The 25,595-nt window shown below is 31.2% G+C and carries 24 protein-coding genes; 9 read left to right on the forward strand and 15 right to left on the reverse strand.

Features of this window, described 5'->3' with window-relative positions:
• Window positions 1-93: 93 nt before the first annotated feature.
• Window positions 94-690, reverse strand: a complete 597-nt coding sequence (locus tag L8V77_RS03330; protein WP_263706694.1) for a peroxiredoxin — start codon at window positions 688-690, stop codon at window positions 94-96.
• Window positions 691-874: 184 nt separating this feature from the next.
• On the opposite strand from L8V77_RS03330, the gene L8V77_RS03335 reads away from it, so the two are divergent.
• The 6 genes from L8V77_RS03335 to L8V77_RS03360 all read left to right on the forward strand — a co-directional run bounded on the left by L8V77_RS03335 (window position 875) and on the right by L8V77_RS03360 (window position 4,192).
• Window positions 875-1,159 (forward strand): DUF362 domain-containing protein, encoded by a 285-nt coding sequence (locus L8V77_RS03335; RefSeq protein ID WP_173786825.1) that lies wholly within the window; start codon window positions 875-877, stop codon window positions 1,157-1,159.
• Between the two features lie 140 nt (window positions 1,160-1,299).
• A complete protein-coding gene (gene ndk, locus L8V77_RS03340) occupies window positions 1,300-1,713 on the forward strand; it encodes a nucleoside-diphosphate kinase (RefSeq protein ID WP_173786824.1) in 414 nt (137 codons plus the stop codon).
• On the forward strand, window positions 1,713-2,066 hold the full coding sequence (locus tag L8V77_RS03345) for a hypothetical protein (RefSeq protein ID WP_173786823.1): 354 nt from the start codon (window positions 1,713-1,715) through the stop codon (window positions 2,064-2,066). The genes ndk and L8V77_RS03345 overlap by 1 nt, the downstream gene beginning before the upstream one ends.
• Window positions 2,067-2,080: 14 nt before the next feature.
• On the forward strand, window positions 2,081-2,227 hold the full coding sequence (rpmF, locus tag L8V77_RS03350; protein ID WP_012662034.1) for a 50S ribosomal protein L32: 147 nt from the start codon (window positions 2,081-2,083) through the stop codon (window positions 2,225-2,227).
• A gap of 5 nt (window positions 2,228-2,232) precedes the next feature.
• Window positions 2,233-3,222 carry a phosphate acyltransferase PlsX gene (gene plsX / locus L8V77_RS03355; protein WP_263663938.1) on the forward strand — a complete coding sequence of 330 codons (990 nt, stop codon included), beginning with the start codon at window positions 2,233-2,235 and terminating at the stop codon, window positions 3,220-3,222.
• The gene (locus L8V77_RS03360) at window positions 3,209-4,192 is read left to right on the forward strand and encodes a beta-ketoacyl-ACP synthase III (protein ID WP_263706696.1); all 984 of its coding nucleotides are present in this window, start codon (window positions 3,209-3,211) and stop codon (window positions 4,190-4,192) included. Before plsX ends, L8V77_RS03360 begins: the two co-directional genes overlap by 14 nt.
• An 8-nt stretch (window positions 4,193-4,200) precedes the next feature.
• On the opposite strand, the gene motB is transcribed toward L8V77_RS03360, so the two are convergent.
• Genes motB through polA form a run of 3 tightly spaced genes read right to left on the reverse strand, consistent with a single transcriptional unit; the run spans window position 4,201 to window position 8,376 of the window.
• On the reverse strand, window positions 4,201-4,941 hold the full coding sequence (gene motB, locus L8V77_RS03365; RefSeq protein ID WP_263679464.1) for a flagellar motor protein MotB: 741 nt from the start codon (window positions 4,939-4,941) through the stop codon (window positions 4,201-4,203).
• Between the two features lie 9 nt (window positions 4,942-4,950).
• Window positions 4,951-5,724, reverse strand: coding sequence for a flagellar motor stator protein MotA (gene motA, locus L8V77_RS03370; RefSeq protein WP_039619177.1), 774 nt, complete (start codon window positions 5,722-5,724; stop codon window positions 4,951-4,953).
• 12 nt (window positions 5,725-5,736) lie between these two features.
• A complete protein-coding gene (gene polA / locus L8V77_RS03375) occupies window positions 5,737-8,376 on the reverse strand; it encodes a DNA polymerase I (protein WP_263706697.1) in 2,640 nt (879 codons plus the stop codon).
• 129 nt (window positions 8,377-8,505) lie between these two features.
• On the opposite strand from polA, the gene L8V77_RS03380 reads away from it, so the two are divergent.
• The gene (locus L8V77_RS03380; RefSeq protein WP_263706800.1) at window positions 8,506-9,861 is read left to right on the forward strand and encodes an MFS transporter; all 1,356 of its coding nucleotides are present in this window, start codon (window positions 8,506-8,508) and stop codon (window positions 9,859-9,861) included.
• Window positions 9,861-10,865: a nucleoside hydrolase gene (locus L8V77_RS03385; protein WP_263706803.1), complete on the forward strand. Its 1,005-nt coding sequence runs from the start codon at window positions 9,861-9,863 to the stop codon at window positions 10,863-10,865. The genes L8V77_RS03380 and L8V77_RS03385 overlap by 1 nt, the downstream gene beginning before the upstream one ends.
• On the opposite strand, the gene L8V77_RS03390 is transcribed toward L8V77_RS03385, so the two are convergent.
• Window positions 10,821-11,264 carry a YqaA family protein gene (locus L8V77_RS03390; RefSeq protein WP_263663933.1) on the reverse strand — a complete coding sequence of 148 codons (444 nt, stop codon included), beginning with the start codon at window positions 11,262-11,264 and terminating at the stop codon, window positions 10,821-10,823. The two genes, L8V77_RS03385 and L8V77_RS03390, sit on opposite strands and share 45 nt — an antisense overlap.
• A gap of 275 nt (window positions 11,265-11,539) precedes the next feature.
• On the opposite strand from L8V77_RS03390, the gene trpB reads away from it, so the two are divergent.
• Window positions 11,540-12,715: a tryptophan synthase subunit beta gene (gene trpB / locus L8V77_RS03395; RefSeq protein WP_263706698.1), complete on the forward strand. Its 1,176-nt coding sequence runs from the start codon at window positions 11,540-11,542 to the stop codon at window positions 12,713-12,715.
• An 18-nt stretch (window positions 12,716-12,733) separates the two neighbouring features.
• Here the strand turns inward: trpB and uvrA are convergent, their stop codons facing one another.
• From uvrA to fliF, 10 genes are all read right to left on the reverse strand, one after another.
• The gene (uvrA, locus tag L8V77_RS03400) at window positions 12,734-15,559 is read right to left on the reverse strand and encodes an excinuclease ABC subunit UvrA (RefSeq protein WP_263706699.1); all 2,826 of its coding nucleotides are present in this window, start codon (window positions 15,557-15,559) and stop codon (window positions 12,734-12,736) included.
• 21 nt (window positions 15,560-15,580) lie between these two features.
• Window positions 15,581-16,657, reverse strand: coding sequence for a phosphoserine transaminase (gene serC, locus L8V77_RS03405; RefSeq protein WP_263706700.1), 1,077 nt, complete (start codon window positions 16,655-16,657; stop codon window positions 15,581-15,583).
• A gap of 12 nt (window positions 16,658-16,669) precedes the next feature.
• Window positions 16,670-17,833 (reverse strand): exodeoxyribonuclease VII large subunit, encoded by a 1,164-nt coding sequence (gene xseA, locus L8V77_RS03410; RefSeq protein ID WP_263706702.1) that lies wholly within the window; start codon window positions 17,831-17,833, stop codon window positions 16,670-16,672.
• The gene (gene ubiE, locus L8V77_RS03415; RefSeq protein WP_263682434.1) at window positions 17,830-18,531 is read right to left on the reverse strand and encodes a bifunctional demethylmenaquinone methyltransferase/2-methoxy-6-polyprenyl-1,4-benzoquinol methylase UbiE; all 702 of its coding nucleotides are present in this window, start codon (window positions 18,529-18,531) and stop codon (window positions 17,830-17,832) included. The genes xseA and ubiE overlap by 4 nt, the downstream gene beginning before the upstream one ends.
• Window positions 18,532-18,538: 7 nt before the next feature.
• Window positions 18,539-19,747 (reverse strand): hypothetical protein, encoded by a 1,209-nt coding sequence (locus tag L8V77_RS03420; protein WP_263706704.1) that lies wholly within the window; start codon window positions 19,745-19,747, stop codon window positions 18,539-18,541.
• Window positions 19,725-20,135 carry a peroxide-responsive transcriptional repressor PerR gene (gene perR, locus L8V77_RS03425; RefSeq protein ID WP_263663926.1) on the reverse strand — a complete coding sequence of 137 codons (411 nt, stop codon included), beginning with the start codon at window positions 20,133-20,135 and terminating at the stop codon, window positions 19,725-19,727. The genes L8V77_RS03420 and perR overlap by 23 nt, the downstream gene beginning before the upstream one ends.
• Before the next feature lie 83 nt (window positions 20,136-20,218).
• On the reverse strand, window positions 20,219-22,048 hold the full coding sequence (gene dxs, locus L8V77_RS03430; protein WP_263706705.1) for a 1-deoxy-D-xylulose-5-phosphate synthase: 1,830 nt from the start codon (window positions 22,046-22,048) through the stop codon (window positions 20,219-20,221).
• Window positions 22,045-22,863, reverse strand: coding sequence for a flagellar assembly protein FliH (gene fliH, locus L8V77_RS03435; protein ID WP_263706706.1), 819 nt, complete (start codon window positions 22,861-22,863; stop codon window positions 22,045-22,047). The genes dxs and fliH overlap by 4 nt, the downstream gene beginning before the upstream one ends.
• A gap of 4 nt (window positions 22,864-22,867) precedes the next feature.
• Entirely contained in the window at window positions 22,868-23,896 is a 1,029-nt protein-coding gene (fliG, locus tag L8V77_RS03440) for a flagellar motor switch protein FliG (RefSeq protein WP_012662055.1), read from the reverse strand.
• A complete protein-coding gene (fliF, locus tag L8V77_RS03445) occupies window positions 23,896-25,581 on the reverse strand; it encodes a flagellar basal-body MS-ring/collar protein FliF (RefSeq protein WP_257396547.1) in 1,686 nt (561 codons plus the stop codon). Before fliF ends, fliG begins: the two co-directional genes overlap by 1 nt.
• Window positions 25,582-25,595: the final 14 nt, after the last annotated feature.

Consider the following 25,595-nt stretch of genomic DNA (forward strand, 5'->3'; position numbering starts at 1 on the left):
ATTTTGATTTTAAATTTTAAAAGTATTAAATATAAAAATAAATGAGTAGAATAAATAAAATATTAAAAGCCTACATAAGCAGGCTTTTAGTTTTTATAGTTTACCTTCGTTTTTGCTTAGATAATCAGCAACACCTTTAGGGTCAGCTTTCATACCCTCATCACCTTTGTTCCAGCCAGCTGGGCAAACTTCACCATGTTCATTAGTAAATAACATAGTATCAACCATTCTAATCATCTCATCAATGTTTCTTCCAAGTGGTAAGTCATTGATCACTGCATGACGAATTGTTCCATCAGCATCAAGTAAGAAAGAACCTCTTAAAGCAACTGCCTCTTCAAATAAAACATCAAAATTTCTAGCAATTTGTTTAGTTAAATCAGCTACTAAAGGAAATTTAACTTGACCTATACCACCTTGATTTACTGGCATATTTTTCCATGCAAAGTGAGAAAATTCATTATCGCAAGATACGCCGATTACTTCAATACCTCTATCTTTAAAATCTTGATATCTTTTATCAAAAGCAATGATTTCAGATGGGCAAACAAAAGTAAAGTCTTTTGGATAGAAAAATACTACCGCGCCTTTTGGTCCTATATTTTTATAAAGATTAAAATCTTCAATTATTTGGTTATTTCCTAATACAGCTGGTGCTGTAAAATCAATAGCTTTTTTAGTAACTATCATTTTTTATCTCCTAATTAATAAATTTTATTTGTAACAAAATAATATCATTTGTAAATTTAAAAATTTATTAATTGTGTAAAATTATCCATAATTTAATTTTATTATCAAAATTAATAGATTTTAAGAATAAAATTAACACAATTTTGATAATCTTGCATTCAACATTAATATTAAGGAGTAAAAAATGGCAGTTAAAATTACTGATATTTGTATAGCATGTGGTTCTTGTATAGATGAATGCCCAGTAAGCGCGATCGTAGATGATGCAAATAATCCTGAGGGCGAAGACAGATATTATGTTTATGCAGATAAATGTGTTGAATGTGTAGGACACAATGATCAACCAGCCTGTGCAAGTGCTTGCCCAACTGATGGTTGTATTGTATGGAGTGATGTAGTAGGTGGTCAACCAAGTCGTGATAACATCGGTAGTGATTTAAGAGACGGTTCAACTCCAGTATTTGCTTAATAAATTTAATGTAAGTATCTTGATTTCAAGTTACTTACAAACCCTTCAATAACTCTAAACTTTTATATAAATTTAAAGCATTTTTTGGTATAATTAGCTCTTTTATAAATATAAAACTTATTTAAATTAAGGGGACGATTTTGGAAAAAACACTTTCTATTATTAAACCTGATGCAGTAAAAAAAGGTGTTATTGGTCAAATTTTAACACGCTTTGAAAACAATGGTCTAAGAATAGCAGCAACAAAAAAAATACAGCTTTCAGAAAAAGAAGCGCAAGAATTTTATGCTGTACACAAAGACAGACCTTTTTTTAAAGATTTAGTTGAATTTATGATCAGCGGTCCGGTTGTGGTTTCTGTTTTAGAAGGCGAAAATGCAGTGTTAAAAAACAGAGAATTAATGGGTGCTACAAATCCAAAAGAAGCAGCTCCTGGTACTATTAGAGCAGATTTTGCAGATAGTATTGATGCAAATGCGGTTCATGGAAGTGATAGCTTAGAAAATGCAAAAATTGAAATAGAATTTTTCTTTTCAAAAACTGAAATTTTATAATGAAAATTGCCTTTGCAAAACTTAGCTCTGTGGCTTATCCTTTTAAGCTAGATCTTGATAATATAGTTTTTGAAGGAACTATTACAAAAGTTAATCCAAAATTAGCAAAAATAAAAGCTAATTTCAAAGGATTTACTTATAGAAACTGTGATCGATGTGGCGATGAAATGGAGCTTGAAATCGATCAAAATATAGAGCTTTTTGCAAGCGATGGAATTTTTAAAGATGAAAATAATACTTTAAGTGATACTATGGAGTTTTTTGACTCTCATATAGATTTAATAGAACTTGCCACAAGTGAGTTACAATCTTATTTAAGTGATTATTTTTATTGTAATAAATGTTTAAATTAATAAAGGAGTAAAAAATGGCAGTACCTAAGAGAAGAGTGAGTAAAACTCGTGCAGCAAAACGCAGAACTCATTATAAAGTTACCTTACCTATGCCTATAAAAGACAAAGATGGTAGCTATAAAATGCCTCACCGTGTAAATCCAGTAACTAAGGAATATTAATAACGATGACAAGCATTGCTATTGATGCAATGGGTGGTGATTTTGGGGAAAAACCTATTATAGAAGGTGTGATTCAAGCTCTAAAAGAGCGTGAATTTAAAGCTATCTTGGTAGGGGATCCTCAAAAACTAAAAACCTTGATTCCTCAAGAATTAAACTCATACATAGAATACGAAGAAGCTTTTGATGTGTTTGCTATGGATGAAAATTCCACAGATGCACTAAAAAGAAAAGATAGTACTATTTACAAAGCCATTGATTTAGTAAGAAATCAAAAAGCAAAAGCTGTTGTTTCTGCTGGGCATAGTGGAGCTACTATGAGTTTAGCTACATTAAGGCTTGGAAGATTAGCAAATATTGCTAGACCTGCAATTGCTACTTTAATGCCAAATATCCATTCAAGAACACTTGTACTAGATGTTGGAGCAAATGTTGATTGTAAAAGTGAGCATTTATTTCAATTTGCTATTATGGGTGAAGCCTATGCTAAAGAGATTTTAAAAATTGCCAAACCTAGAGTTGCTTTACTATCAAATGGCGAAGAAGAATGTAAGGGAAATGAGCTTACCAAAGAAACTCATCAACTCTTAAAGCAACTTCCAAATTTTGTCGGAAATGCCGAAGGTAGAGATATCTTTAATGGTACTATAGATGTATTAGTATGTGATGGATTTAATGGGAATATTTTACTTAAAACCGGCGAAGGTGTAGCAAGTGTTATCACAAAGCTTCTAAAACAAGAAATTCAAAAATCTTTTTTAGCAAAACTAGGCTATCTTTTAGCAAAACCAGCTTTTAATGAACTAAAAACTCATATTGACTATGAAGAATACGGTGGAGCTCCGCTTTTGGGTGTAAAAGAATGTGTCATTATAAGTCATGGAAAAAGTGGTCCAAAAGCTATAAAAAATGCTATTTTTCAAGCATTAAATTTCACACAATCAAATATAAATCAAACTATAGAAAAAGAACTTTCTAATTATGAAATCAACTAAAGCTTCCTTAAAAAGCATAGCTTCTTATATCCCTACAAAAACTCTGAGTAATTTTGACTTAGAAAAAATGGTTCAAACTAGTAATGAATGGATATTAAGAAGAACTGGTATAGAACAAAGACACATAGCAAATGATGATGAGAATACAAGCGATCTTGGTACTAAAGCAGCTATTAAAGCCATACAAAGAGCTAATTTAAATCCTCAAGATATAGATGCGATCATCGTAGCTACTTTAAGCCCTGATTATTTTACCATGCCATCAACTGCATGTAAAATCGCTCATAATTTGGGCTTAAAAAATATCACCGCTTTTGATATTTCTGCCGCATGCTCAGGATTTATTTATCTTTTAGAGCTTGCAAAATCTATGGTTGAAAGTGGTACTAAAAAAAATGTATTAATCATAGGAGCTGAAAAAATTAGTTCTATTATGGATTATACTGATAGAAGTATTTGCGTGCTATTTGGTGATGGAGCTGGGGCTGGGGTTGTGTCATTAGATGATAATTTTCCTATTATAGATACTCATACTGCAAGTGATGGGGAATTTGGAGATTTATTAATGACTCAAAGAGCTCAAAAAAGTAGTATCTGCTCTCCACTTTCCATGCAAATGAAGGGGAATGAAGTATTTAAAATCGCTGTGAATACCCTAAGTAATGATGTTATTGAAATTCTTGCAAAAAACGATATAAAAAGCGAAGAAATTGATCTTTTTATACCTCATCAAGCTAATTTAAGAATTATCAAGGCCGTACAAGAAAAATTAAACTTCAAAGACGAACAATGCGTAGTTACTGTTCAAAAATATGGCAATACCTCAGCCGCTTCAATTCCTATGGCAATGAATGATGCTTACGAACAAGGTCGTTTAAAACAAGGTTCATTAATATTGCTTGATGCTTTTGGTGGTGGTTTCACTTGGGGTTCAGCATTGCTTCGTTTTGGTGGAGAAAATAACAAATAAGTAAAAACTTATTTGTTATTAAAAGCTCCAATTTGATCTAATACTGACTTTCTAGTTTGATTATCTGAAGAATCTACGCGGATATAAAATTCAACTCTATTGTTTATTTCATCTTCTTTGTTTGCACTCAAAGGATAATTTTCACCAAAACTAACCACTATAAGTTGAGCTGGATTAATTCCTCTAGCAATCAAATAATCAGCCACAACTTGAGCTCTTTTACTTGCTAAATCAAAATTTCTTTTAGGATCTTTATCACTTGCATCAGTATAACCTCTGAGTTCTATTTGAGCTTGTTTTGGCATTCTTTTTAAAACTTCACTAATACGTTTTAGAAAATCTTGCACATCAGCTGAATCAATTTGTGTACTACCCCTAGCAAATTCAACCCTTGCAGGCAAATTTAAAACTATATTATTTTCTCTTTGATCTAATGCTGCTTTTAATTTTTCTATATTTTCTTGTTGGGTGATACTTAATTTTTTAAGCTTTTCAAGCTCTTCAACATTTGCATTAGATGGTGCACTGTATTTATTATGCACTTCACTTTCTTTTTCCAAAGGATTTGAAGCAGTAAATTCAAAAATTTTAACAAATTCAGTTTTTAAAGCCTCAGTTTTAGCGGGGTTACTTTCAGAAATCGCCCAAAGAGCAATAAAAAGCGCCAAAAGCAAACTTAAAAAGTCTGCATAAGGCACAGCCCATTTTTCACCTGCTGGACATTCTGGACATTTATGTTTTTTTCCCATTTTTAACTCTTACTTATCAAATTGAGAAATTCTAGGCTCACCTTGTCCAAGGTAATTAAACAATTTAGCCTCTAAATCTCTAGGGTTAGCTCCCTCTGCAATACTTACTATAGCATGCGAGATAACTATCCTTTCTTTAATGAGCTCATGAGCATTAGCTTTGATTTTATGACCCCAAGGTCCAAATAAAGCATAAGCACCAAAAATTCCAGTTACCGTTGCAGTAAATGCTCCTGCAATACCTGCTGCCATAGCTTGAGGATCATCTAAAAGTTGCAAAGCAAGCATAAGCCCCATAACCGCACCAACAAGTCCCATAGTAGGACAAGTCTCACCAAAACGGATCCAGTATTCTGCCGTTTCTTTGTAATATTCTTCCATTTCTTCTATTTGGATTTCCATGCTTTCTTTAATCTCTTCTACGCTCTTACCATCAACCATCATCATCATGGTTTCTTTTAAAAACTCATTATCAATTTCATTAGTTTTTGACTCTAAAGCCAAAAGCCCATCTCTTCTTGCTATGATAGAGTATTCTACAAGCTCAGCTATCCTTTGACTTAAATTTACCCCCGCACCTTTAAAGGCGAGTTTTAATTCTTTATAAGCTGCTTTAACAAATTTTTTATGAGTTGCTGTCATCGCACAAAAAGCCGCAGTTGGAACCACGATCAAAAATGAACTTAAGTGCAAAACATGTAAAGGGTTACCACCCTCTAAAATATCCCCCACAGAAATACTAACAACAGCTAATACCATCCCAAGTATGGTTGAAAGATCCATTAATTATTCTCCTTATTTTAATGCGCCCCAATTTTTGGCAATATTTGATGAAGTTTTTAATTTAACTTTTAATTTTACAATATTTTCCATAATATCACTAGCATTTTTTGCAAATTCCTCACAAAGTTCATCTTTTACTTCAAAAATAAGCTCATCATGAATTTGTAAAATCAAGCGTTTGTTCTCATCTAAATCTTTTGCAATTTCTATCATTGCAAGTTTTATTATATCGGCAGCAGAGCCTTGAAGTGTAGAGTTAATACCCTCTCTTTCATACATCGCCACATGCATAGGCTTTGCATTTTCAAAGTCAAAATAACGCTTACGACCTAGCAAAGTCTTTATAAAACCATTTTGCTTAGCTTCATTTTTTACCTTTTCAAAATAGGTTTTAATGCTAGTAAAATTCTCAAAATATTTTTCAATATATTCTTTAGCCAACTTTGCTTCTATTTTTAAATTTTGACTCAAAGTCTTATAACCCATACCATAAATAAGACCAAAATTTATACTTTTAGCAATACTTCTTGTCTCATAATCACTATGATTAAAAATCATAATAGCAGTTTTTGCATGAATATCCTCATCGTTTGAAAACGCTTCTAATAATTTCTCATCTTCACTAAAATGCGCTAGCATTCTAAGCTCAATTTGTGAATAATCAAGCGAGATAAAACTAAATCCTTCTTTTGCTACAAAACAAGATTTATAATCTTTAGCATATTGACCATGCGCAGGGATATTTTGCAAATTTGGATCTTTTGATGAAAGGCGTCCCGTGGCTGTTCCTGTTTGTAAAAAGCTTGAATAAATTCTTGAGTTTTCATCTTTTTTAGCTAATTTCAACAAAGGTTCACAATAAGTGGAAACTAATTTAGCAAGCTCTCTATAAGCTAAAATTTCTCTCACAATCGGATGTTCATCTAAAATAGCATTTAAAACCTTTTCATCGGTAGAATACCCTGTTTTGCTTTTTTTACCACTTGGTAGCTTTAGTTTTTCAAATAAAATATCCCCTACTTGTTTAGGAGAATTAATATTAAATTTTTCACCTGCTAAATCATATATTTTTTCACTAAGTATTTTTATATCTTGATTAAAACTTTGCATTAAGCTTTCAAGCTTTTGAGTATCAAGTTTAATGCCATTATTTTCCATCATAATAAGCACTTTGATAAATTCAAACTCACTTTTTTGCGCAAGCTCAAACAAAGGCTTTTCTAAATTTTTTAAAAAATACAAATAAAATCTTAAAGTAACATAAGCATCCTCGGCTGCATATTTACAAGCTTTTTCTACATCCACTCCTGCAAAGCTTTCTCTTTTTTTTACCAAGTCTTCAAAATGCAAAGTCTCATAATCAAACAATCTTTTTGCTAAATCATCCATATTTACACGCAAACTTGGCTCTTTAAGCCATGCAAGTATCATAGTATCAGCATAATTTTTTGGAGGAAGTAAATTAAAATTGTTTTTTATAATCTCAAAATCATATTTAAGATTATGTCCTATAACCATGCTTTGATATATTTTTTCTATACCTTTTTTAGCCACTTGCATAGAAATTTGCTTACAAACACCTAAATAATCATGTGCAAGTGGTACATAAAAGGCTTCACTTTCATGAAAACAAAAACTAAACCCTACTATCTTAGCTTCTTTAGTATCTAAGCCCGTAGTTTCAGTGTCAAAAGCAACAATGCTTTGATCATCAATTTTTTCTAAAATTTCAAATAATTCTTTCTCATCTAAGATTAATCTTGCATTAAATCCTAAATTTTTATCTTTATTAGTAGGATTAGTACGTAGTTTTTTTAACAAAGCATTTAATTCATAACACTCTAAAATATCCATAATCTTAAGCAAAGGCTCATCTTTTGGATACTCACAATTTAAAAGCATATCTTTTACATCTAAATTTTCATACAAAGAAGCAAGTTTTTTGCTCAAAAAGGCATTTTCTTTGCCCTCAAGCAATAAATTACGACTTCTTTCATTACGCACTAGTGTTAAGTTTTCATAGATTCCCTCAATGCTTTCAAACTCATCAAGTAAATTCTTAGCTCCCTTAGCACCAATTCCTTTTACACCTGGGATATTATCTGAACTATCTCCACATAGAGCTAAAAAATCTCTTATTTGGCTAGGTTTTACCCCATATTTTTCTAAACACCCTGCTTCATCATAATCATTTTTTGAAATAGGACTATAAATACTAACTTTATCATCTTTTATAAGTTGATACAAATCTTTATCTTGAGTAATAATTCTTATAAAAATATCCTTATTTTCACACTCTTTAACCAAAGATGCGATGATATCATCAGCCTCATATCCTTCGCAAGAAAAACTTGAAAAACCCATTTTTTCTATCATTTGAATGCAAATTGGAATTTGAGTTAATAAATCAGGTGGAGGTGGAGTGCGGTTGATTTTATAATTTGGATCAATTTCACTTCTAAAAGTTTTTCCTTTGCTATCAAGAGCAAAAATAATCATATCACTAGGATGTTCATTTTTCAAACTATAAATAAAATTAGCAAAACCGCTTATCATATTACTAGGTTCGCCTTTTGAATTTTTCAAACCCTTTAAAGCATAAAAAAGCCTAAAGAAAAAGCCAAAAGTATCAATTATGGTTAAAGTTTTCATTTTTTTCCTATATTAAAAAATAATAATAATTATCGCCCAAAATTATTTAAAAGTCGGTAAAAAGTATTAAATTTCCATTTTAAGCATTTTAGATAAAATTATCATTTTGAAATTTCAAATAAAGGTTTAATCTTGCAAACAAAATCAATCGCGGATGAAAATTTTCAAACTCCACAAGGAAAAAAGGCTTTTAAAAAGGCTGTGTTTTCATGTTGGCTAGGAACTGCTATGGAATATGCAGATTTTGCACTTTATGGCTTAGCTGCAGCTACTGTTTTTTCAGAAGTTTTCTTTCCTGAGCAAACTCCTGTTATAGCATTATTGCTTAGTTTTGTTACTTATGGTATAGGTTTTATTGCTAGACCTATTGGAGCTTTATTTTTTGGATATTTAGGAGATAAATACGGAAGAAAAAATGTATTGATGAGCACCATTGCATTAATGGGTATTTCAACTACCTTAATTGGTTTTATACCAAGTTATGCAGTAATTGGAATTTGGGCTCCTATATGCTTGGTTATTTTGCGTTTTATGCAAGGCTTTGGCGCAGGTGCTGAGCTTTCAGGCGGGACTGTCATGCTTGGAGAATACGCTCCTAGTAAGCATAGAGGTTTAATCTCTTCTATCATCGCTCTTGGATCAAATAGTGGAACCTTGCTTGCAGCTTTTGTGTGGCTTTTAGTTACAAGCATGGATGATGCTAATTTTAAAGAATGGGGATGGAGAATTCCTTTTATAGGAAGTATCTTCATAGCACTTTTTGCTGTTTATATGCGTTTAAATGTAAAAGAAACTCCTGTTTTTGAAAAACAAAAAGAATTAATGCTAAAAATTCGTCATGAAAATGAAGCACATATGAAAAAAGATGAAAGAACTTTTTGGCAAAAAAGTCGTGCATTTTGGACTATGGTGGGTATAAGGATAGGAGAAAATGGACCATCTTATCTTGCACAAGGCTTTATAGTAGGCTATGTAACTAAAATTTTACTTCTTGATAAATCAGTAGCCACAACTGCTGTTGTTATCGCTTCTTTAGTGGGATTTTTGGTTATACCTTTAGCGGGATATTTAAGTGATAAATTTGGAAGACGCATTACCTATAGAACCTTTTGCTTGCTTTTAATGCTTTATGCTTTCCCTGCTTTTATGCTACTTGATAGTAAAAATGAAATTATTGTAATTTTAACTATCATTGTAGGTATGTCTTTGGCATCTTTAGGAATTTTTGGCGTGCAAGCTGCGTGGGGTGTGGAGCTTTTTGGAGCAAAAAATCGCTATACCAAAATGGCACTAGCAAAAGAATTTGGCTCTATACTTTCAGGAGGAACTGCTCCCATGATAGCTTCAGCTTTGCTTGCTTATTATGGCACTTGGTGGCCAATAGCCTTGTATTTTGTTATCACCGCAGGAATTGGTTTTATCACAACTTTCTTTGCGCCAGAAACTAGAGGCAGGGATTTAAATTTAATAGAAGATGCGATATGATACGCCTTATTTTAGACACTGATATAGGCAATGGCGTAGCAGGGGCTAATACCGATGATGGTTTAGCCCTTGGGCTTATTTTAGCCTCCAAAGAAATCAAACTTGAAATGATTAGCACTTTAAGTGGTAATGTACAAGCTTTAACCGCTTATAGCGTTGCTAAAGATTTATTAAATAAGCTTAATCTAGACATACCTTTGTATCTAGGTGCTCATGAAGCTTTATGTGAAGATAGTCATTTTTGGAGACAAAGACTAGATAAAAGCGTAGAAGAGTTTAAGCTTACTCATCTTTGGGATCATATAAAACCTATAAAAATCTTAGAAAACATAAGCCCAAATGCTTGTATGAAAATGGGTGAGCTTATTATGCAAAACCCAGGTGAAATTTCAATTTGCGCTATAGGACCTTTAACAAATATAGCCATAGCTATGAAGCTTTTTAAAGACTTTGATAAAAATGTGAAAGAAATTTTTATCATGGGCGGGAGTTTTGATATGCCTTATCATATCAAAGATACAAATTTTGGCTTTGATCCTGAAGCTGCTAGTATAGTTTTAAACTCAAGAGCTAAAATCACACTTGTTCCTTATAATGCAACAATGCAAACTATGCTCACACATGAAGATTTAGATGCTTTAGAAAACCAAAATCCTCTTTGTGATTTTTTAGTACAGACTTTAAGAGTTTGGATTGATTATGCAAGCAAAACAAGAGGTACAAATGGCACATGGATACATGATGCATTAACTATTGCTTATATGCTTGATCCTAATTTAGCAAATTTTGATGAGTATTTAGTAGATGTCATTTGTGATAGTACTTTTGCTAGAGGAAGCACGATAAGGTGTTTTAAAGATGCAAAAATGCCTATGAAAAATCATGAACTAAAAAACACTATAAAAGTTTTAAAAGATATTGATAATGCTAGACTTTTAAATCTTTTAAAATCAAGACTTTTAAATGGAATTTGCTATGAAAATTACAAAAGCATAACGACTTAATTTACCCAAGGCTATAAAAATACTTGCTTTTAAAAAAGAATACTTAGCAAATCCAAGCCCTAGCGCAAAAAGATCTCCCACTATGGGTAAAAAAGTAAAAAAAGCATACAAAGAGCCAAATTTTTTAAAGTTTGCATTGATTTTTTCTAATTTACGTAAAGAGTTTTTAAAATATTTTTCTAAAATTTGACTCTCTCCAAAATAAGCTAATGCATAAGTACTTAAACTACCCAAAGTATTCCCCAAACTTGCTACAAATAAAACCATATAAGCATTAAAATCTAATTTTACAAAAGCAAGCACAAAAGCTTCACTTGCCATAGGCAAAAGCGTGCTAGAGAGAAAACATACTATAAAAAGTCCTATATAGCTTATGTCATTATATAAAAAATCAAACATTACAAATTTTCTTAGTATTTATTTTCCAAATTATCATTTTAAAGAATTTTTAATAATAATTATCTTAGAATGTAAAGTCATTTGGCAATTTTTTAAAAGGAAAAACTATGGAAAGGAAAAAATTTTCTAAACTAATTTTAGAATACTCATTTAACAAAGCTTCTTTTTCTTGGCGTTAAGCCTACTACTACATTTTCAATCATTTTTTATTTTACATTTTTAGTTTTAGTTGATCATTTTTGATTTTATATTATTAATCATTTTAAGGAAATACTATGAAAAAATATTATGGAAAATTTGGTGGGCAATTTGTACCAAATGAAGTAAAAATAGCATTAGATGAAGTAGAAAAAGCTTTTTTAAAACTCAAAAAAGATAAAGATTTTAACACAGAATTAAAAGAACTCTTAGTTAATTATGTAGGAAGACCTACACCTTTATACCATGCTAAAAATTTAAGCAAGCTTTATAATCATGAAATTTATTTAAAAAGAGAAGACTTAACTCACACAGGAGCTCATAAGATCAACAATGCCATAGCTCAAGCCTTAATGGCAAAGAAAATGAATAAGAAAAAAATTATTGCAGAAACCGGAGCAGGACAACACGGGCTTGCAACCGCTACTGCAGCAGCACTTTTAGGACTTGAATGTGAGATATTTATGGGAGCTATTGATGTAAAAAGACAAGCCTTAAATGTCTATAAAATGGAGCTTTTAGGAGCAAAAGTTCATGCGGTAGAAAGTGGAAGTAAAACTTTAAGTGATGCGGTGGATGAGGCTTTAAATTTTTGGGTTAAAAATACCAAAGAAGTATTTTATGTAGTAGGAAGTGTGGTAGGGCCTTATCCTTATCCGCAAATTGTTACGCATTTTCAAAGTATTATAGGTAAAGAATGCAAAATGCAACTTAGAAAATTAAATAAAAAAGTAGATTACATCATAGCAGCAGCTGGAGGTGGTAGCAATGCTGCTGGAATTTTTCATGCATTTTTAAAAGATGAAAAAGTTAAACTCATAGGTGTTGAAGCAGCAGGTTTAGGAAAAGATACACCTTATCATGCAGCCACACTTACTAAAGGTAAAGAGGGTATTATCCATGGTATGAAAACTAAGGTTTTACAAGATGATAAAGGCAATATTGCTCATACTTTTAGCATCTCTGCTGGGCTTGATTACCCTGGCATAGGTCCTTTGCACGCATATTTACAAGAAAGTAAAAGAGCAAGTTATCATGCTATTAGCGATGATGAGTGTATTAATGCTTTAAAATTATTATGTAAAGAAGAAGGCATTATACCTGCCATTGAAAGCTCACATGCATTAGCTTATTTAGAAAAACTTTGTCCGACTTTAAAGAAAAAAAGTGTGATAGTTGTAAATCTTTCAGGAAGAGGCGATAAAGATATGCAAAGTATTTATGAGTATAAAAAAGGTGAAATTTATGGTTGAAGGATAACTTCAACCAATTTATTTTTTTGTGCTTTTTAGCTCTAAATTTAGATAATACCCCGTATAAGAACCACTTTTTTCATGATTCTTAGCAAGCTCTTCCACACTACCTTTAGCTATAACCTTACCACCTTTAACTCCACCCTCAGGTCCCATATCGATGATATAATCAGCATTTTTAATCACATCTAAATTATGCTCTATCACAAACACACTATTTCCAAGATCGACTAAATGTTGCAAAACTAAAATAAGCTTATTAACATCTTCAAAATGAAGTCCTGTTGTAGGTTCATCTAAAATATAAAGAGTTTTTCCTGTATCGCTTCTGCTTAATTCTTTGGCTAGCTTAATACGCTGAGCCTCTCCGCCACTTAAAGTAGTTGCATTTTGTCCTAAGGTAAGATAATCAAGCCCAACTTTTACCAAAGTATCAAGTTTTTGCTTTATCTTTGGCACAGAAGTAAAAAACTCACTTGCTTCAATAATACTCATATTTAAAACATCAGCTATGCTTTTACCTTTATATTTGATCTCTAAAGTTGCATCATTATATCTTTTGCCATTACAAACATCACAAGTTACCATCACATCAGGCAAAAAATGCATTTCGATTTTAATCTCACCATCGCCGCTACACTTTTCACATCTTCCACCTTTAACATTAAAAGAAAAACGCCCTGCTTTATATCCTCGCATTTTCGCTTCTTTGGTGGCTGCAAAAAGATTACGAATTTCATCCATAGCGCCTGTGTAAGTAGCAGGATTTGAACGTGGGGTTCTTCCTATAGGACTTTGATCAAGATAAATCACCTTATCAAGTTTTTCCAAACCTTCTATTTTGACCCCACTTAGTTTTTTAACTTTTTTAGCGCGGTTAAGCTCTTCTTTTGCAAATGGAAGCAAAGTTTGTAAAATTAATGAGCTTTTACCACTTCCTGAAACGCCTGTAATTGCTACAAGATTGCGTAATGGAAAATCTGCACTTAAATTTTGAATATTATTAATACTCACATCTTTTAAACTAATAAAATCTTTTTGTTCTCTATTTTTTTGATGAGCAATTTGCTTTTTGCCACTCATATAAAGGGCAGTTTGGCTTTTGCTTTTTAACAATTCTTTATAAGTTCCACTAAATACAACCTCACCACCAAATTTACCAGCATTTGGACCAATATCTACGATAAAATCTGCTTCTTCTATAGTCATTTTATCATGCTCAACTACGATTAAAGTATTACCCTTTTGCTGAAGATTTCTTAAAGTTTTAATGAGTTTTGCTGTATCTCGTTCATGTAAACCAATGCTAGGCTCATCTAAAACATACATCACTCCACTTAAACCACTACCAATTTGAGATGCTATACGAATTCTTTGAGCCTCACCCCCGCTAATGGTTCTTGCATCACGCCCTAAAGATAAATACCCAAGTCCTACATCATAAAGAAAAAACAATCTTTCATTAATTTCTTTAAAAATAGGCTTAGCTATCAATCTTTCTTGTTCACTTAAATACGCAAAATTAGCTTCTTTTGAAAAAAATGCAGTGGTATTTTCTATGCTCATATCTAAAATTTCACCCAAATTTTTCTCAGCTACTTTTACAGCTAAACTTTCAGCTCTTAAACGATGACCATTGCAATCTTTGCAAGTTTTTTCACTCATATACTCGCTTAAATCTTTTTCATCTTTTAACATTTCATAGGCATATTTAACAGCACCTTCAAATTTACGACTTAAGCGATGTCTTTTCCATAAAAAGTTGATTTCCTTGGCATTACCATAAAGCACTAGACGCTTTTCTTCTTCGCTTAGCTCATTATATGGAATTTTTACCCTGATATCATTTTGCTCACAAAAGGCCATTAAAAACTTATAATAATAACTTTTATTAAACCCATATAAAAGCTTTATAGCTCCTGCTTCTAAGCTTAATTCTTCATTGATAAGTTTTTTCATATCTAGCGTATATCTTATACCAAGACCATCACAACTTGGACAAGCGCCTTTTGGAGAATTAAAAGAAAAACTCAAAGGCTCAAGCAAAGGAAAAGAAATTTTACAATCAAAACAAGCATTATGCTCACTATAATGAAAATGTTTTGCTATGTTTAATTCTTCATTATTTAAAACTTCAATTTCCACTTCACCAAAGCTCTCGCTAAGCCCTTTTTCTATATCACTTGCAAGTCTTGCTAGCATATCATCTTGCACTTGGAGTCTATCTATCACAAGTTTTATTGTATGCTTTTTGGTTTTAGCAAGCTCAATATCCTCATCAAGACGCGTTAAAACCCCATCAATTTGTGCTCTAACATAGCCTTTTGCGACTAAATTTTCCAAAAGATCTGCAAAAGTTCCTTTTTTTTCTTTGATCAAAGGCGCATAAATGATGATTTTAGCTCCTTTTGGAAGCTTTAAGATTTCACCTACGATATCTGCTGCACTCATAGATGAGATTTTTTGGCCACATTGATGACAATGTTGTGAGCCAATCCTTGCATATAAAAGTCTTAAATAATCATAAATTTCAGTAATAGTTCCAACGGTTGATCGAGGATTTTTAGAAGTTGTTTTTTGATCAATAGCAATAGCAGGAGTTAAACCTTCTATTTTATCAACATTTGGTTTACCCACTTTATCTAAAAACTGCCTTGCATAAGCACTTAAACTTTCAATATAGCGACGTTGTCCTTCTGCATAAAGCGTACCAAAAGCTAAAGTGGATTTACCACTTCCACTAAGTCCTGTAAAAACTATGAGTTTATTTTTAGGAATTTCTAAGTTGATATTTTTAAGATTATTTTCCTTAGCACCAATGATACTTATTTTGTCATTATTCATAAAAATCCTCTTTTTACCTAATCAAGCATGTTTTTTAGCAAAATCTTTCATAAATTCACTTAACTTTTGAACCTTTTCAATGCTGATAGAATTATAAATACTAGCGCGAATTCCACCTAAAATTTTATGCCCTTTAAGACCTATCATACCATTTTCTTCAGCTTCTTTTACAAAAACTGGCTCTAAGTTTTTATCACAAGCTATATTAAAACTAACATTCATTAGCGATCTATCCTCTTTTTTGGCATGACCTTTATAAAAACCATTACTCTCATCAATCACATCGTATAAAATTTTAGCCTTTTGTATGTTTTGCTCATTGATTTTATCTAAGCCGCCTTGATTTAAAAGCCATTTCATTTCAAGATTAAACATATATATAGCAAATGTTGCTGGTGTATTAAATAAAGAATTATTTTCAGCATAAACACTGTATTTTAACATACTAGGTATATTTTTGTTTTTACTGCGTTCTATCATATCTTTGCGGATAAATGCACAAGCAAGTCCTGAAATTCCTGCATTTTTTTGCACTCCACCAAAAAGCATAGCAACATTAGAAAAATCTATCTTTTTAGAGAAAAAATCACTAGAAGCATCAATTATCAAAGGACTTTTAGTCTTTGGATAGCTTTTATACTGAGTTCCATAAATGGTATTATTAGAGCATATATAAGCATAATCTGCATTATCGCTAAATTCAAATTGTGGGATATGATCAAACTCACTTTCTTGGCTACTTGCTACTATTTTTGTATTTACTCTTAAAATTTCAGCCTCTTTAATAGCTTTTTTAGTCCAAACTCCCGTATTAGCAAATTCACAAACTCCACCCATATATAAATTCATAGGTATCATAGCAAATTGCAAACTAGCTCCACCTTGCATTAAAAGCACTTCATAATCATCATTTACACTATAAAGCTCTTTTGCCATTTTAATAGCTTCAAAATGCACTTCTTCAAAAACCTTTCCACGATGAGAAACTTCCATAATAGAAAAGCCTTTGCCATGATAATCAAACAAATGCTCCTGTGCCTCTTTTAAAACCTCATCAGGCAGATTTGAAGGGCCTGCGCTAAAATTCATTACTCTCATTTTGTCTCCTTTTTATAGTATTTGAGCTTCTTTACTCTCATTTGTTGAGCAAAGTTTTATAATATCTCCTTTTTTTAGTTTTTCAAGAGAGATATTTTTGCCATCTTTTTGTAAATTTATCAAATTTTTACTTTTATCAAAGAAATTTTTATGCTGAGTTAAAAGCTCTTCAAAATTATTAAGTTTGTTTTCATAATTTAATAATTTTAAATTTAAAACGCTCTTTAGTTGACTTTGTAAAAAATCAAGCTTTTGTTTTCTAAGAAAAAAAGCATTTTCTAAAGATTTCGTTTTGGCTAAATTTTGCAAATGATCGATTTTATTTTGATAAAACTTAAGATGATTTAACATTTGGTTTTTAAAACGCATAGCAAGCTCATCAAGTCCTTGTTCTAAGCTTAGTTTATTTGGAAAAATCATATCAATAGCCGCACTTGGAGTTGGTGCTCTTAAATCTGCTACAAAGTCACTAATAACATAATCAATCTCATGTCCAATAGCAGAAACAATAGGCGTTTTTAAAGAAAAAATACATCTTGCAAGTTCTTCATCATTAAAACAAAACAAATCTTCTCTGCTTCCGCCACCTCTTGCTAAAATAATCGCATCTAAATTAAACTCATCAGCTTTTTTTAAAGCATTTATCAAAGAATTTGGAGCGCTTTGTCCTTGAGTGAGGGCGTTAAAAATAATTATTTTGCAAAGATTATATTCTTTTTGTGAAATTAACTTTAACATATCTTGCAAAGCAGCTGAAGTAAAAGAAGTGATTATGCCTATTTTTTTAGGAAATTTAGCAATGCTTTTTTTAGCATTTGTATCAAACAAACCTTCTTTTTCAAGCTTTTCTTTTAGGGCTAAAAATTTAGCTTCTAAATCCCCAAGGCTTGTTTTTTGCATACTTTTAGCGATAAATTGATACCTACCACTTGCTTCATATAAACTCACATAACCTCTAAGATCAAGCATATCGCCAACCTTAGGTTTAGTTTGAACAAATTGATTAAAGCCTTTAAACATCACGCAAGCTATGCTTGATTTTTCATCTTTTAAATCAAAATACCAATGTCCTGAACTATGAATGGTAATTTTAGAAATTTCTCCACTAAGCTCTATATCATCAAGATGAAATTCTAATAAGCTTTTAGCTTTTAGATTAAGTTCTGAAACTTTCATTTTTTTCTTGCAATAAACATAGAGCAAACACCAAAGCTAAAGCTTTTATACTCTAACATTTCAAAGTGCCCACTCAATTCTTTAATAAATTCTTCTTTGCTTAAAAAATCTTCTATAGAATTTGGTAAATACTCATAAGCACTATAATTTTTACTAATAAATCCACCCACTTTTGGCAAAATATTTTTTAAGTAAAAATCTCTACAAGCAGCTATAAAACCACCCTGCTCTCTTTTGGTAAATTCAAGTACAAGTAAAATCCCATCCTTTTTTAACACTCTTGCAAATTCTTTTATAGCTTCTTTCCTATCTACCACATTGCGTATGCCATAACTTATACTTATGATGTCTGCACTTTCATTTTCGAGTGGAAGTTCTTGTGCTTTTGCTTGTACAAAAGTCGCATCAGGATTTTTTTTCCTAGCCACTTCAAGCATGCCCGCACTTGGATCAACCCCTTTTATACTAATGATATTTTTATTTGCTCTTAAGGCTTGATTTTGCCATTCTATAATCATATCGCCCGTACCACAAGCTACATCGATAATATCAAGTTCATTATTAGAAAATTTAAAAACATCCAAACAAGCTTTTTTTCTCCAACTCACATCACTTCCAAAACTTAAAATTCTATTAGCCTTATCATAAGTTGGTGCTATATCATCAAACATTTTAACTATTTTTTCTTGTTTTTGCATGTTTTTCCTAACTATATATTTTTAATTTTTTGATGCTTTTTTCAATTTGTTTTATTATATTTTCATCATAAGAATTTTGATCTAAATGCTTATACTTAAAATAATTTTTCAACTTTTTAATGCTTTTTTCTTCAAACATAGTTGCAAAATAGCATAATAAAAATTTTATTTTTTCTAATTCTTCTTCAAGATTTGTTTGAGATTTTACAATTTTTTTCTTTAAAAAAACTAATTCTTTTCTTAGTTTAAAAGCTATTAAAGACTTTAAAATTTGATTTTTTCCTTGATAAAATTCATAATCATTTTTTAAAATAAAATCCGCATCAAGAAAAATATCATTAATTTTTTCATCGCTTAAAATAAAAATATATTTTTCTAGTTCAAACTCATGGTATTTTTTCATATTAATTTGATTTATCAAAAATGAAAATTGTTGTTTTAGCTTATTTTGAATATTTTTTTCAAAAAGAGCATCAAAAACATCAAGACAAAAACAAATTTGCTTAAGGCTTATAAAACATTGTTCCAAGTTTTTTTCACTTGAATTTTTTAAAAAATTTAATCTGTCATTTTTTAAGTTTTTTAAAAGAACGAAAAGTAAAATTTTACCAGCTGAAAAACTTTGAATTTGATTTGGAAAATGCAAGTTAATATCTTTTTGTTTATCTAAAATTTTAATACATCTAGCACTATCAAAAACTTTAGAAAGATCCCCATATAATGCTAAATTTTTACTATAAAAATTCTCATCATCTGTAATTTCTTTATAATTTTTAAAAAAATGAGGTAAATCAAACCGCTTTGCTTCTTCAACGGTGGAAAAAATCACTTTTAAAATGACCAAATTTTTTAAATTGTTTTTAAATTTATAAAGGAAAAATTGGGTATTATCAAGCTCAAAACTAATTCTTGTTTTTTTTATTATATTGGTTATAGCATTTTTACTTTTTTGATGTTTAAATTCTTTTTTAGATATTTTATGAGTTTTTTTATCTAAAATATCATGTAATTTATAAAATGTAAATTGATAATAATCTTGATTGATTTTTTTATATTTGATATCACAAAAAGGATTTATACGTGTAAAAAATACACGTATTTTATCCTTAGAATAAGCAAGTTTTTCTTCTTTTAAAATTTTGATAAAATCATCGTTTTCAATTAAAAAGCGTCTTTGTACTTCACAAATCATTTTACTTGCAAAATTTACAACCATTCACATAAGCAAACACGCCAAGATAATCAATAATATTACCAATCTTTTTCTCAAGATCTTCTTGGTATTTATTAATCCCACTATCTTCATAGCGCACATCTTCTATGTGATTGCATTTGCTACAAATTACATGAATATGTGGATATTCATAAATGTCATAACAAGTTTTTTGATTTGGAGTATTAATTTCTACTACCAAACCTTGTTCTTTTAAGGTATTTAAATTTTTATATACCGTAGCTAATGAGATAGAAGGATATTCTTCTTTAATACTTTCATACAAAGATTCTATATTAGGATGCTCGTGGCGTTTTAAAATTTTTAAAATACAAAGTCTTTGTGGAGTAGCTTTTAAATCACAGTTTTTAAGCATTTGAATAAGTTCCATAGTCTATTCTCCAAATATTTTTACTTATAGTATAACTCTTTTTTTATAAAAAAATGATTATATTAAAAGATATTTTTTATCTTTTAATAAATTTTAATTTTTTGACACAATGAATCAATATCAAGCTCTAAAAATTTTTCCACTTCACTTGTTTTGCCATGGGCTATAAATTGATCTTCAAATTCAAAACTTGCTAGTTTTATATGATAAAGATTTTCTTTTTGTAAAAAATTTGCAATCAAACTTCCCACTCCACCTATTTTAGCACTATCTGAAAAAACAAACCAAGTTTTTGTATCTTTTGCCAACTCTTTTAAAAGCTCTTCATCTAAAGGCTTTGCAAAAATCAAATCTATTAAGCTCGCATAATCTAATCCAAGTTTATCTAAAGCTAATTTTGCCTTAGCCACACCTTGACCAAAACCTAAAAATACTTTATCACTTTGTACTTTAGATAAAATTTGAGCTTTAGCAAGTTTTATCTCACATGGATTAAAATCATCATTTAATAAAAAATTACCCCTAGGATAGCGAAAAGCAAAAACGCCTTGATGAAAATATGCATACTCCATAATATTTTCCATCATAGCCTCATCTCTTGGAGCTGCTAGAGTAATATTTGGTATAGCACTTAAAAAGCTAATATCAAAAACACCCTGATGAGTTTCTCCATCTTCTCCTACAATTCCTGCTCTATCCATAGCTATAACTACATTTAAATTCATAATAGCACAATCATGAATTACTTGATCATAAGCTCTTTGCATAAAAGTACTATAAATTGCTATAAAAGGTTTAAAACCTTCTTTTGCCATAGCCGCCATAGAAGTAACTGCATGTTGTTCTGCAATTGCGACATCCCAAAAACGTTCAGGATATTTCTCTATTAATTTATCAAGTCCAGTACCACTTGGCATAGCAGCAGTTACACCCACTATATTTTCATATTTTTGAGCTAAATTCAGTAGGGTATTTGAAAAAATTTCTGTGGCGCTTTTTTTACTTATATTTGCCTTTAAACTCTCCCCGCTACTTCTATCAAAAGCACCTACTCCATGCCATTTAGCATTTTTTCCCTCGGCTAATGCATAACCCTTGCCTTTGATAGTTTGCGCATGCACAACGCAAGGTTTTTTCATAGCTTTTGCTTGATTGAGTGCATTAATAACCTCATTTAAATTATGTCCATCAATAGGACCAATATACTCAAGTCCTAATTCCTCAAACAAAAGTCCAGGTGTGATAAGCCTTAAGCCTTCTTCAAAACGCTTTGCCATATAAGAAGCGCCTTGAGGAAAGTACTCTAAAAGATTTTCTATGCGTTTTTTAAATTTTTGATAAAACTGCGTTGCCATTGCCTGAGAAAGGTATTTTGAAATAGCTCCAATTGGCCTTGATATACTCATTTCATTATCATTTAAAATGATTACACAAGGGTATTCTCTATCACCAAGTTCATTTAAAGCTTCATAAGCCATACCTGCACTTAGCGCTCCATCACCTATTAATACAACAGGCAAACGATCTTCGTTTTTTAATCTTATAGCCTTGCAAGCTCCAACTGCTAAAGATATAGAAGTGCTTGAATGTCCTGCTACAAAATAATCTCCCTCATCAGGCTTTGTATAACCACTTAAACCATTAAACTGTCTTAGAGTATGAAAATTATTTATTTTACCACTTAAAAGCTTGTGTGGATAAGATTGGTGTGAAACATCAAAAATAAAAGGATCTTTTTTTACATCAAAAACACAATGCATAGCTATACTAAGCTCAACTACACCTAAATTTGAACTTAAATGTCCGCCATTTTTACTCACTGTGTCTATAATAACTTCACGCAAATTGTTAGCTAAATTTTCTAACTCTTTAATTTGCATATTTTTAATATTTAAGTTATTTAAGTCTATCATTCATTAACCATATTTTTGATTTTTTGCAAACGATTATTAAGGTTTGATTCTATATTGCCTGCATCACTTAATATTAAAATACTCCCCTTATTAATCGCATCATCAAGACTAAATTTGATATTACTTTGCTCTTGTTCTAAATGTGATTTTACATATTCAAAATCATCAGGGCTAAGTTTTAATTCTATTTTAGTAGCATTTTTAAGCTCATTCATAAGCTCTTTTGCTAAATTTAATGCTATAAGTGAGGAATTTTCCTCAAGTTCTTTTGCAATCACTTCTTTTGCGATAATTACAGCTGTATCGGCTAATTCTTTTTCATTTTTAGATAAAAACTCATTTAAATTTTGCACTGTATTTTCAAGTTTTTCTACACTTTTTAAGTATTTTTCTTTTAAAGCTTCTAATTCACTTTCAAAATTTTTTTGAGCTTGCTCATAACCTTCTTTGGTAAATTTTTCTTTTGCATGTTCTAATTCTGTATTTAAGCGATTGTTAAATTCAGCCTCTTGACTTTCTATTTGCATTTGTAATTTAATAATATTTCCTGACATTTCATCAGTTTTTTTAAGCAAATCTTCTACAAAATCAGGTTGGATTTGTGGTTGTGGAGCTTGTGGGGTAGTTTCTACTGTTTGATTTTCCACTGCTTGCTGAGTAGTATTTTGAGCCAGAGGAGTTTGATTTATAGTTTGAGTTTCTTCTTGTTTTTGCTCTTCATTAGAAGACATTTCACTCATAACTTTAAAATGATATCCCTCAACTACATGAGCAGAAATATTTTCAGGTGAAATTACATTAGTTAATTTAGCCATAATCTTACTCTATCATCTCATCAGCCTCACCCACTTGGATAAGACCTTGTTCTGCAAGTTTTTGCACCACTTCTACAACTTTTCTTTGAGCCTCTTCAACATCTTTTACACGTACAGCACCCAAAAAGCCCATTTCTTCTACAAAAGCTTCAGCAGCACGCGTTGACATATTTGCCATAAATTTTTGTTTTAAATCCTCGCTTGCACCCTTTAAACCTATCATCAAATCGCGTTTATCAGCAGCTTTTAAAACTTCTCTAATCGCATTAGTACTAAGCTGAGAAATATCATCAAAAGTAAACATTAAATCTTTAATGGTTGTAGCAAGTTTTTCATCACTTTGCTCAATATAAGAAAGTGTTGTTTTGGATGCTTTTTGACCCAAGCGATTAAGCACTTCAGCAACCGCTCTTGGACCACCCACTTCAACTTTATAAGAAGTAAGACTTTCAAGTTTACTTTCAAGCACCGCAGATACTCTTTTGATAATTGAAGGTGAAATATCCCCAAGATTTGCCATTCTTATTACAACCTCAGCCCTTAACTCATCGCTAAAATATTCCAAAGTTTCAGCAGCTTGAGTAGTATCCATATGAGCTAAAATCAAAGCTATAGTTTGCGGGTGTTCTTTAATGATAAAGTCAGCAAGCTGTTGTGGTTTGATTTGAGAAAGATAAGCAAAATTTTGATTATTTTCCATACTTTTGGTAAGTTTTTCCAAAATTTTATTGGCAATTTCAGGGCCAAAAGTTCTAAATAAAATTTCTTTTGCATATTCCAAACCGCCACTTTTTAGGTATTGGTTTGATTGTAATAAAGTATAAAATTCTTCTAAAACTGCAGTAGCAACTGGTTTGTCAACATTTTTTGCTAAAGCGATATAGCGAGAAATTTCAGTGATGACATTAATATCCATATGAGAAAATAAAACTGTCGTTACATCTTCTCCAAGTTGAATTAAAAAAATTGCGACCTTTTCTGGCATAGAAAGGTCATCATAGACCATTTTTTGTTCTTCACTAAGCTTTATCATCAGATATCCTTCTCACCAAATTCAGCTTCATTTTCAACAAGTTTTTGTAACAATAATGCCACTTCTTCACCTTTTTCATTAGCCACTGCTCTTAATTTTTCGAGCAAGACATCATATTGAAGTGCATCTTCATCAAAATTATCCCCAAAGCCAAGTTGTTCTTCAACTTTCTTACGTGCTGCGTTGAATTTTTCAATAGCATCTTCAGCCTCGTCAATGATTTGTCCGTCTTTTCCTTCCATCTCTTCTTCAAGCTTGATATCTGCAAGCATTTTTTGTGAAAATGGCACAATAACTTTTTTATAAAAGATGAAAAGTAAAATCGCAGCAAAGACATACTTAACAGGCGGGATAAATGGCTCAACAAATCTTGAATAGAAAGTTTGAACCTTATTTTCAACTTTAGCTGTTCTATGAAATTCCAAATTATTTACTTCAACCGCATCACCTCTAGCAAGATTAAAACCTATAGCGCCTTTAGTGAGATTTTCAATAGCTTGAATTTCCTTATCGCTCAAAGGAATATATTCATTAGTAATATTTCCCTGATCATCAGTAATTACTTTGTATTTTCCATCTACTACAACGGCTGCAGAAATTCTTTTAACGGTTGCAAATTGCTTAGTAGTATTGGTAATTTTTTTAGAAATTTCATTATTAGTTGTAGTTTGGTTTTTAGTATAAACCTCGCGTGCACCTTTATCATCTAAACCTTCTACAGGACCGATATTTGAAACAGCACCTGGCACACCTTGAATTTCTTTATCTTTATAGCCTTCTCTATGTTCTTCTAAAGTTTGCTCACTACGCACGACTGTGTTTGGATCATATACTTCACTTTGTGATTCTTCTTTAGAAAAATCATAATCAATACTAACCTTTGCCACTACTCTATCATAACCACCCGCAAATGGAGCAATAGAAGCAACAATTTTTTGCTCTAATTCATATTCTTGATCTCTTTTATATTTAATTTGAGCAGCGATTAAATCACTCTCAAAAGCACCCTCATCATCTAAAGGAATACCTTTTTGATCCATGATTTTTACATTTTCAGGGGTAAGTTTTGTCACTGAAGAAGCAATTAAGTTTTTAATCCCCATAATTTGCTTTTTATTAAGCTTTAAGCCTTCTTTTATCGTCAAAGCTACTGAAGCAGTTGGTGGGACTTGTTGTTGAGTAAAAAGTGTATCTTTAGCAAAAGCAATATGCACTGTGGCGCTATGAATAGGCTCTAAACTTTCAATTGTTCTAGCAAGTTCACCTTCTAATGCTCTTTGGTATTTTACCTTTTGCTCAGCTTCTGTTGCGCCAAATTCTTGTTTATCAAAAAGCTCAAAACCTACTTTATTATCTTTTGGCAATAACCCTGCAGAAGCAATAGCCAAACGCTGTTTATACACTTGTTCATTAGGTACTAAAATAGTTCCCTCATCACGCAAAATATAAGGAACCCCGCTTTTTTCAAGTTGCGTTACTATCATCGCTGAATCACTAGTATTAGCATTTTCGAATAATACTGAATATCCAGCCTCACTAGCTACTGTAGAACCACTTCTAAAAAGGGTTAAAAATACTAAAAATCCAACTACAACAACAATAGAAGCAGCAATGATAATACGCTGTCTTAAACTTAAATTTTGATAAAGCTGACCTACTTGGTGCAGTATAGTTTTATAATCCATTTATTTCCTACAAA

This window comes from Campylobacter sp. IFREMER_LSEM_CL2127 (assembly GCF_025771745.1).
GTDB lineage: Bacteria > Campylobacterota > Campylobacteria > Campylobacterales > Campylobacteraceae > Campylobacter_D.

What these genes read in the sequence shown, in the direction of transcription:
- L8V77_RS03330 (WP_263706694.1), bottom strand. Translation starts at nt 690, where the DNA reads ATGATAGTTACTAAAAAAGCTATTGATTTTACAGCACCAGCTGTATTA.
- L8V77_RS03335 (WP_173786825.1), top strand. Translation starts at nt 875, where the DNA reads ATGGCAGTTAAAATTACTGATATTTGTATAGCATGTGGTTCTTGTATA.
- L8V77_RS03345 (WP_173786823.1), top strand. Translation starts at nt 1,713, where the DNA reads ATGAAAATTGCCTTTGCAAAACTTAGCTCTGTGGCTTATCCTTTTAAG.
- rpmF (WP_012662034.1), top strand. Translation starts at nt 2,081, where the DNA reads ATGGCAGTACCTAAGAGAAGAGTGAGTAAAACTCGTGCAGCAAAACGC.
- plsX (WP_263663938.1), top strand. Translation starts at nt 2,233, where the DNA reads ATGACAAGCATTGCTATTGATGCAATGGGTGGTGATTTTGGGGAAAAA.
- L8V77_RS03360 (WP_263706696.1), top strand. Translation starts at nt 3,209, where the DNA reads ATGAAATCAACTAAAGCTTCCTTAAAAAGCATAGCTTCTTATATCCCT.
- motB (WP_263679464.1), bottom strand. Translation starts at nt 4,941, where the DNA reads ATGGGAAAAAAACATAAATGTCCAGAATGTCCAGCAGGTGAAAAATGG.
- motA (WP_039619177.1), bottom strand. Translation starts at nt 5,724, where the DNA reads ATGGATCTTTCAACCATACTTGGGATGGTATTAGCTGTTGTTAGTATT.
- polA (WP_263706697.1), bottom strand. Translation starts at nt 8,376, where the DNA reads ATGAAAACTTTAACCATAATTGATACTTTTGGCTTTTTCTTTAGGCTT.
- L8V77_RS03390 (WP_263663933.1), bottom strand. Translation starts at nt 11,264, where the DNA reads ATGTTTGATTTTTTATATAATGACATAAGCTATATAGGACTTTTTATA.
- trpB (WP_263706698.1), top strand. Translation starts at nt 11,540, where the DNA reads ATGAAAAAATATTATGGAAAATTTGGTGGGCAATTTGTACCAAATGAA.
- uvrA (WP_263706699.1), bottom strand. Translation starts at nt 15,559, where the DNA reads ATGAATAATGACAAAATAAGTATCATTGGTGCTAAGGAAAATAATCTT.
- serC (WP_263706700.1), bottom strand. Translation starts at nt 16,657, where the DNA reads ATGAGAGTAATGAATTTTAGCGCAGGCCCTTCAAATCTGCCTGATGAG.
- xseA (WP_263706702.1), bottom strand. Translation starts at nt 17,833, where the DNA reads ATGAAAGTTTCAGAACTTAATCTAAAAGCTAAAAGCTTATTAGAATTT.
- ubiE (WP_263682434.1), bottom strand. Translation starts at nt 18,531, where the DNA reads ATGCAAAAACAAGAAAAAATAGTTAAAATGTTTGATGATATAGCACCA.
- L8V77_RS03420 (WP_263706704.1), bottom strand. Translation starts at nt 19,747, where the DNA reads ATGGTTGTAAATTTTGCAAGTAAAATGATTTGTGAAGTACAAAGACGC.
- perR (WP_263663926.1), bottom strand. Translation starts at nt 20,135, where the DNA reads ATGGAACTTATTCAAATGCTTAAAAACTGTGATTTAAAAGCTACTCCA.
- dxs (WP_263706705.1), bottom strand. Translation starts at nt 22,048, where the DNA reads ATGATAGACTTAAATAACTTAAATATTAAAAATATGCAAATTAAAGAG.
- fliH (WP_263706706.1), bottom strand. Translation starts at nt 22,863, where the DNA reads ATGGCTAAATTAACTAATGTAATTTCACCTGAAAATATTTCTGCTCAT.
- fliG (WP_012662055.1), bottom strand. Translation starts at nt 23,896, where the DNA reads ATGATAAAGCTTAGTGAAGAACAAAAAATGGTCTATGATGACCTTTCT.
- fliF (WP_257396547.1), bottom strand. Translation starts at nt 25,581, where the DNA reads ATGGATTATAAAACTATACTGCACCAAGTAGGTCAGCTTTATCAAAAT.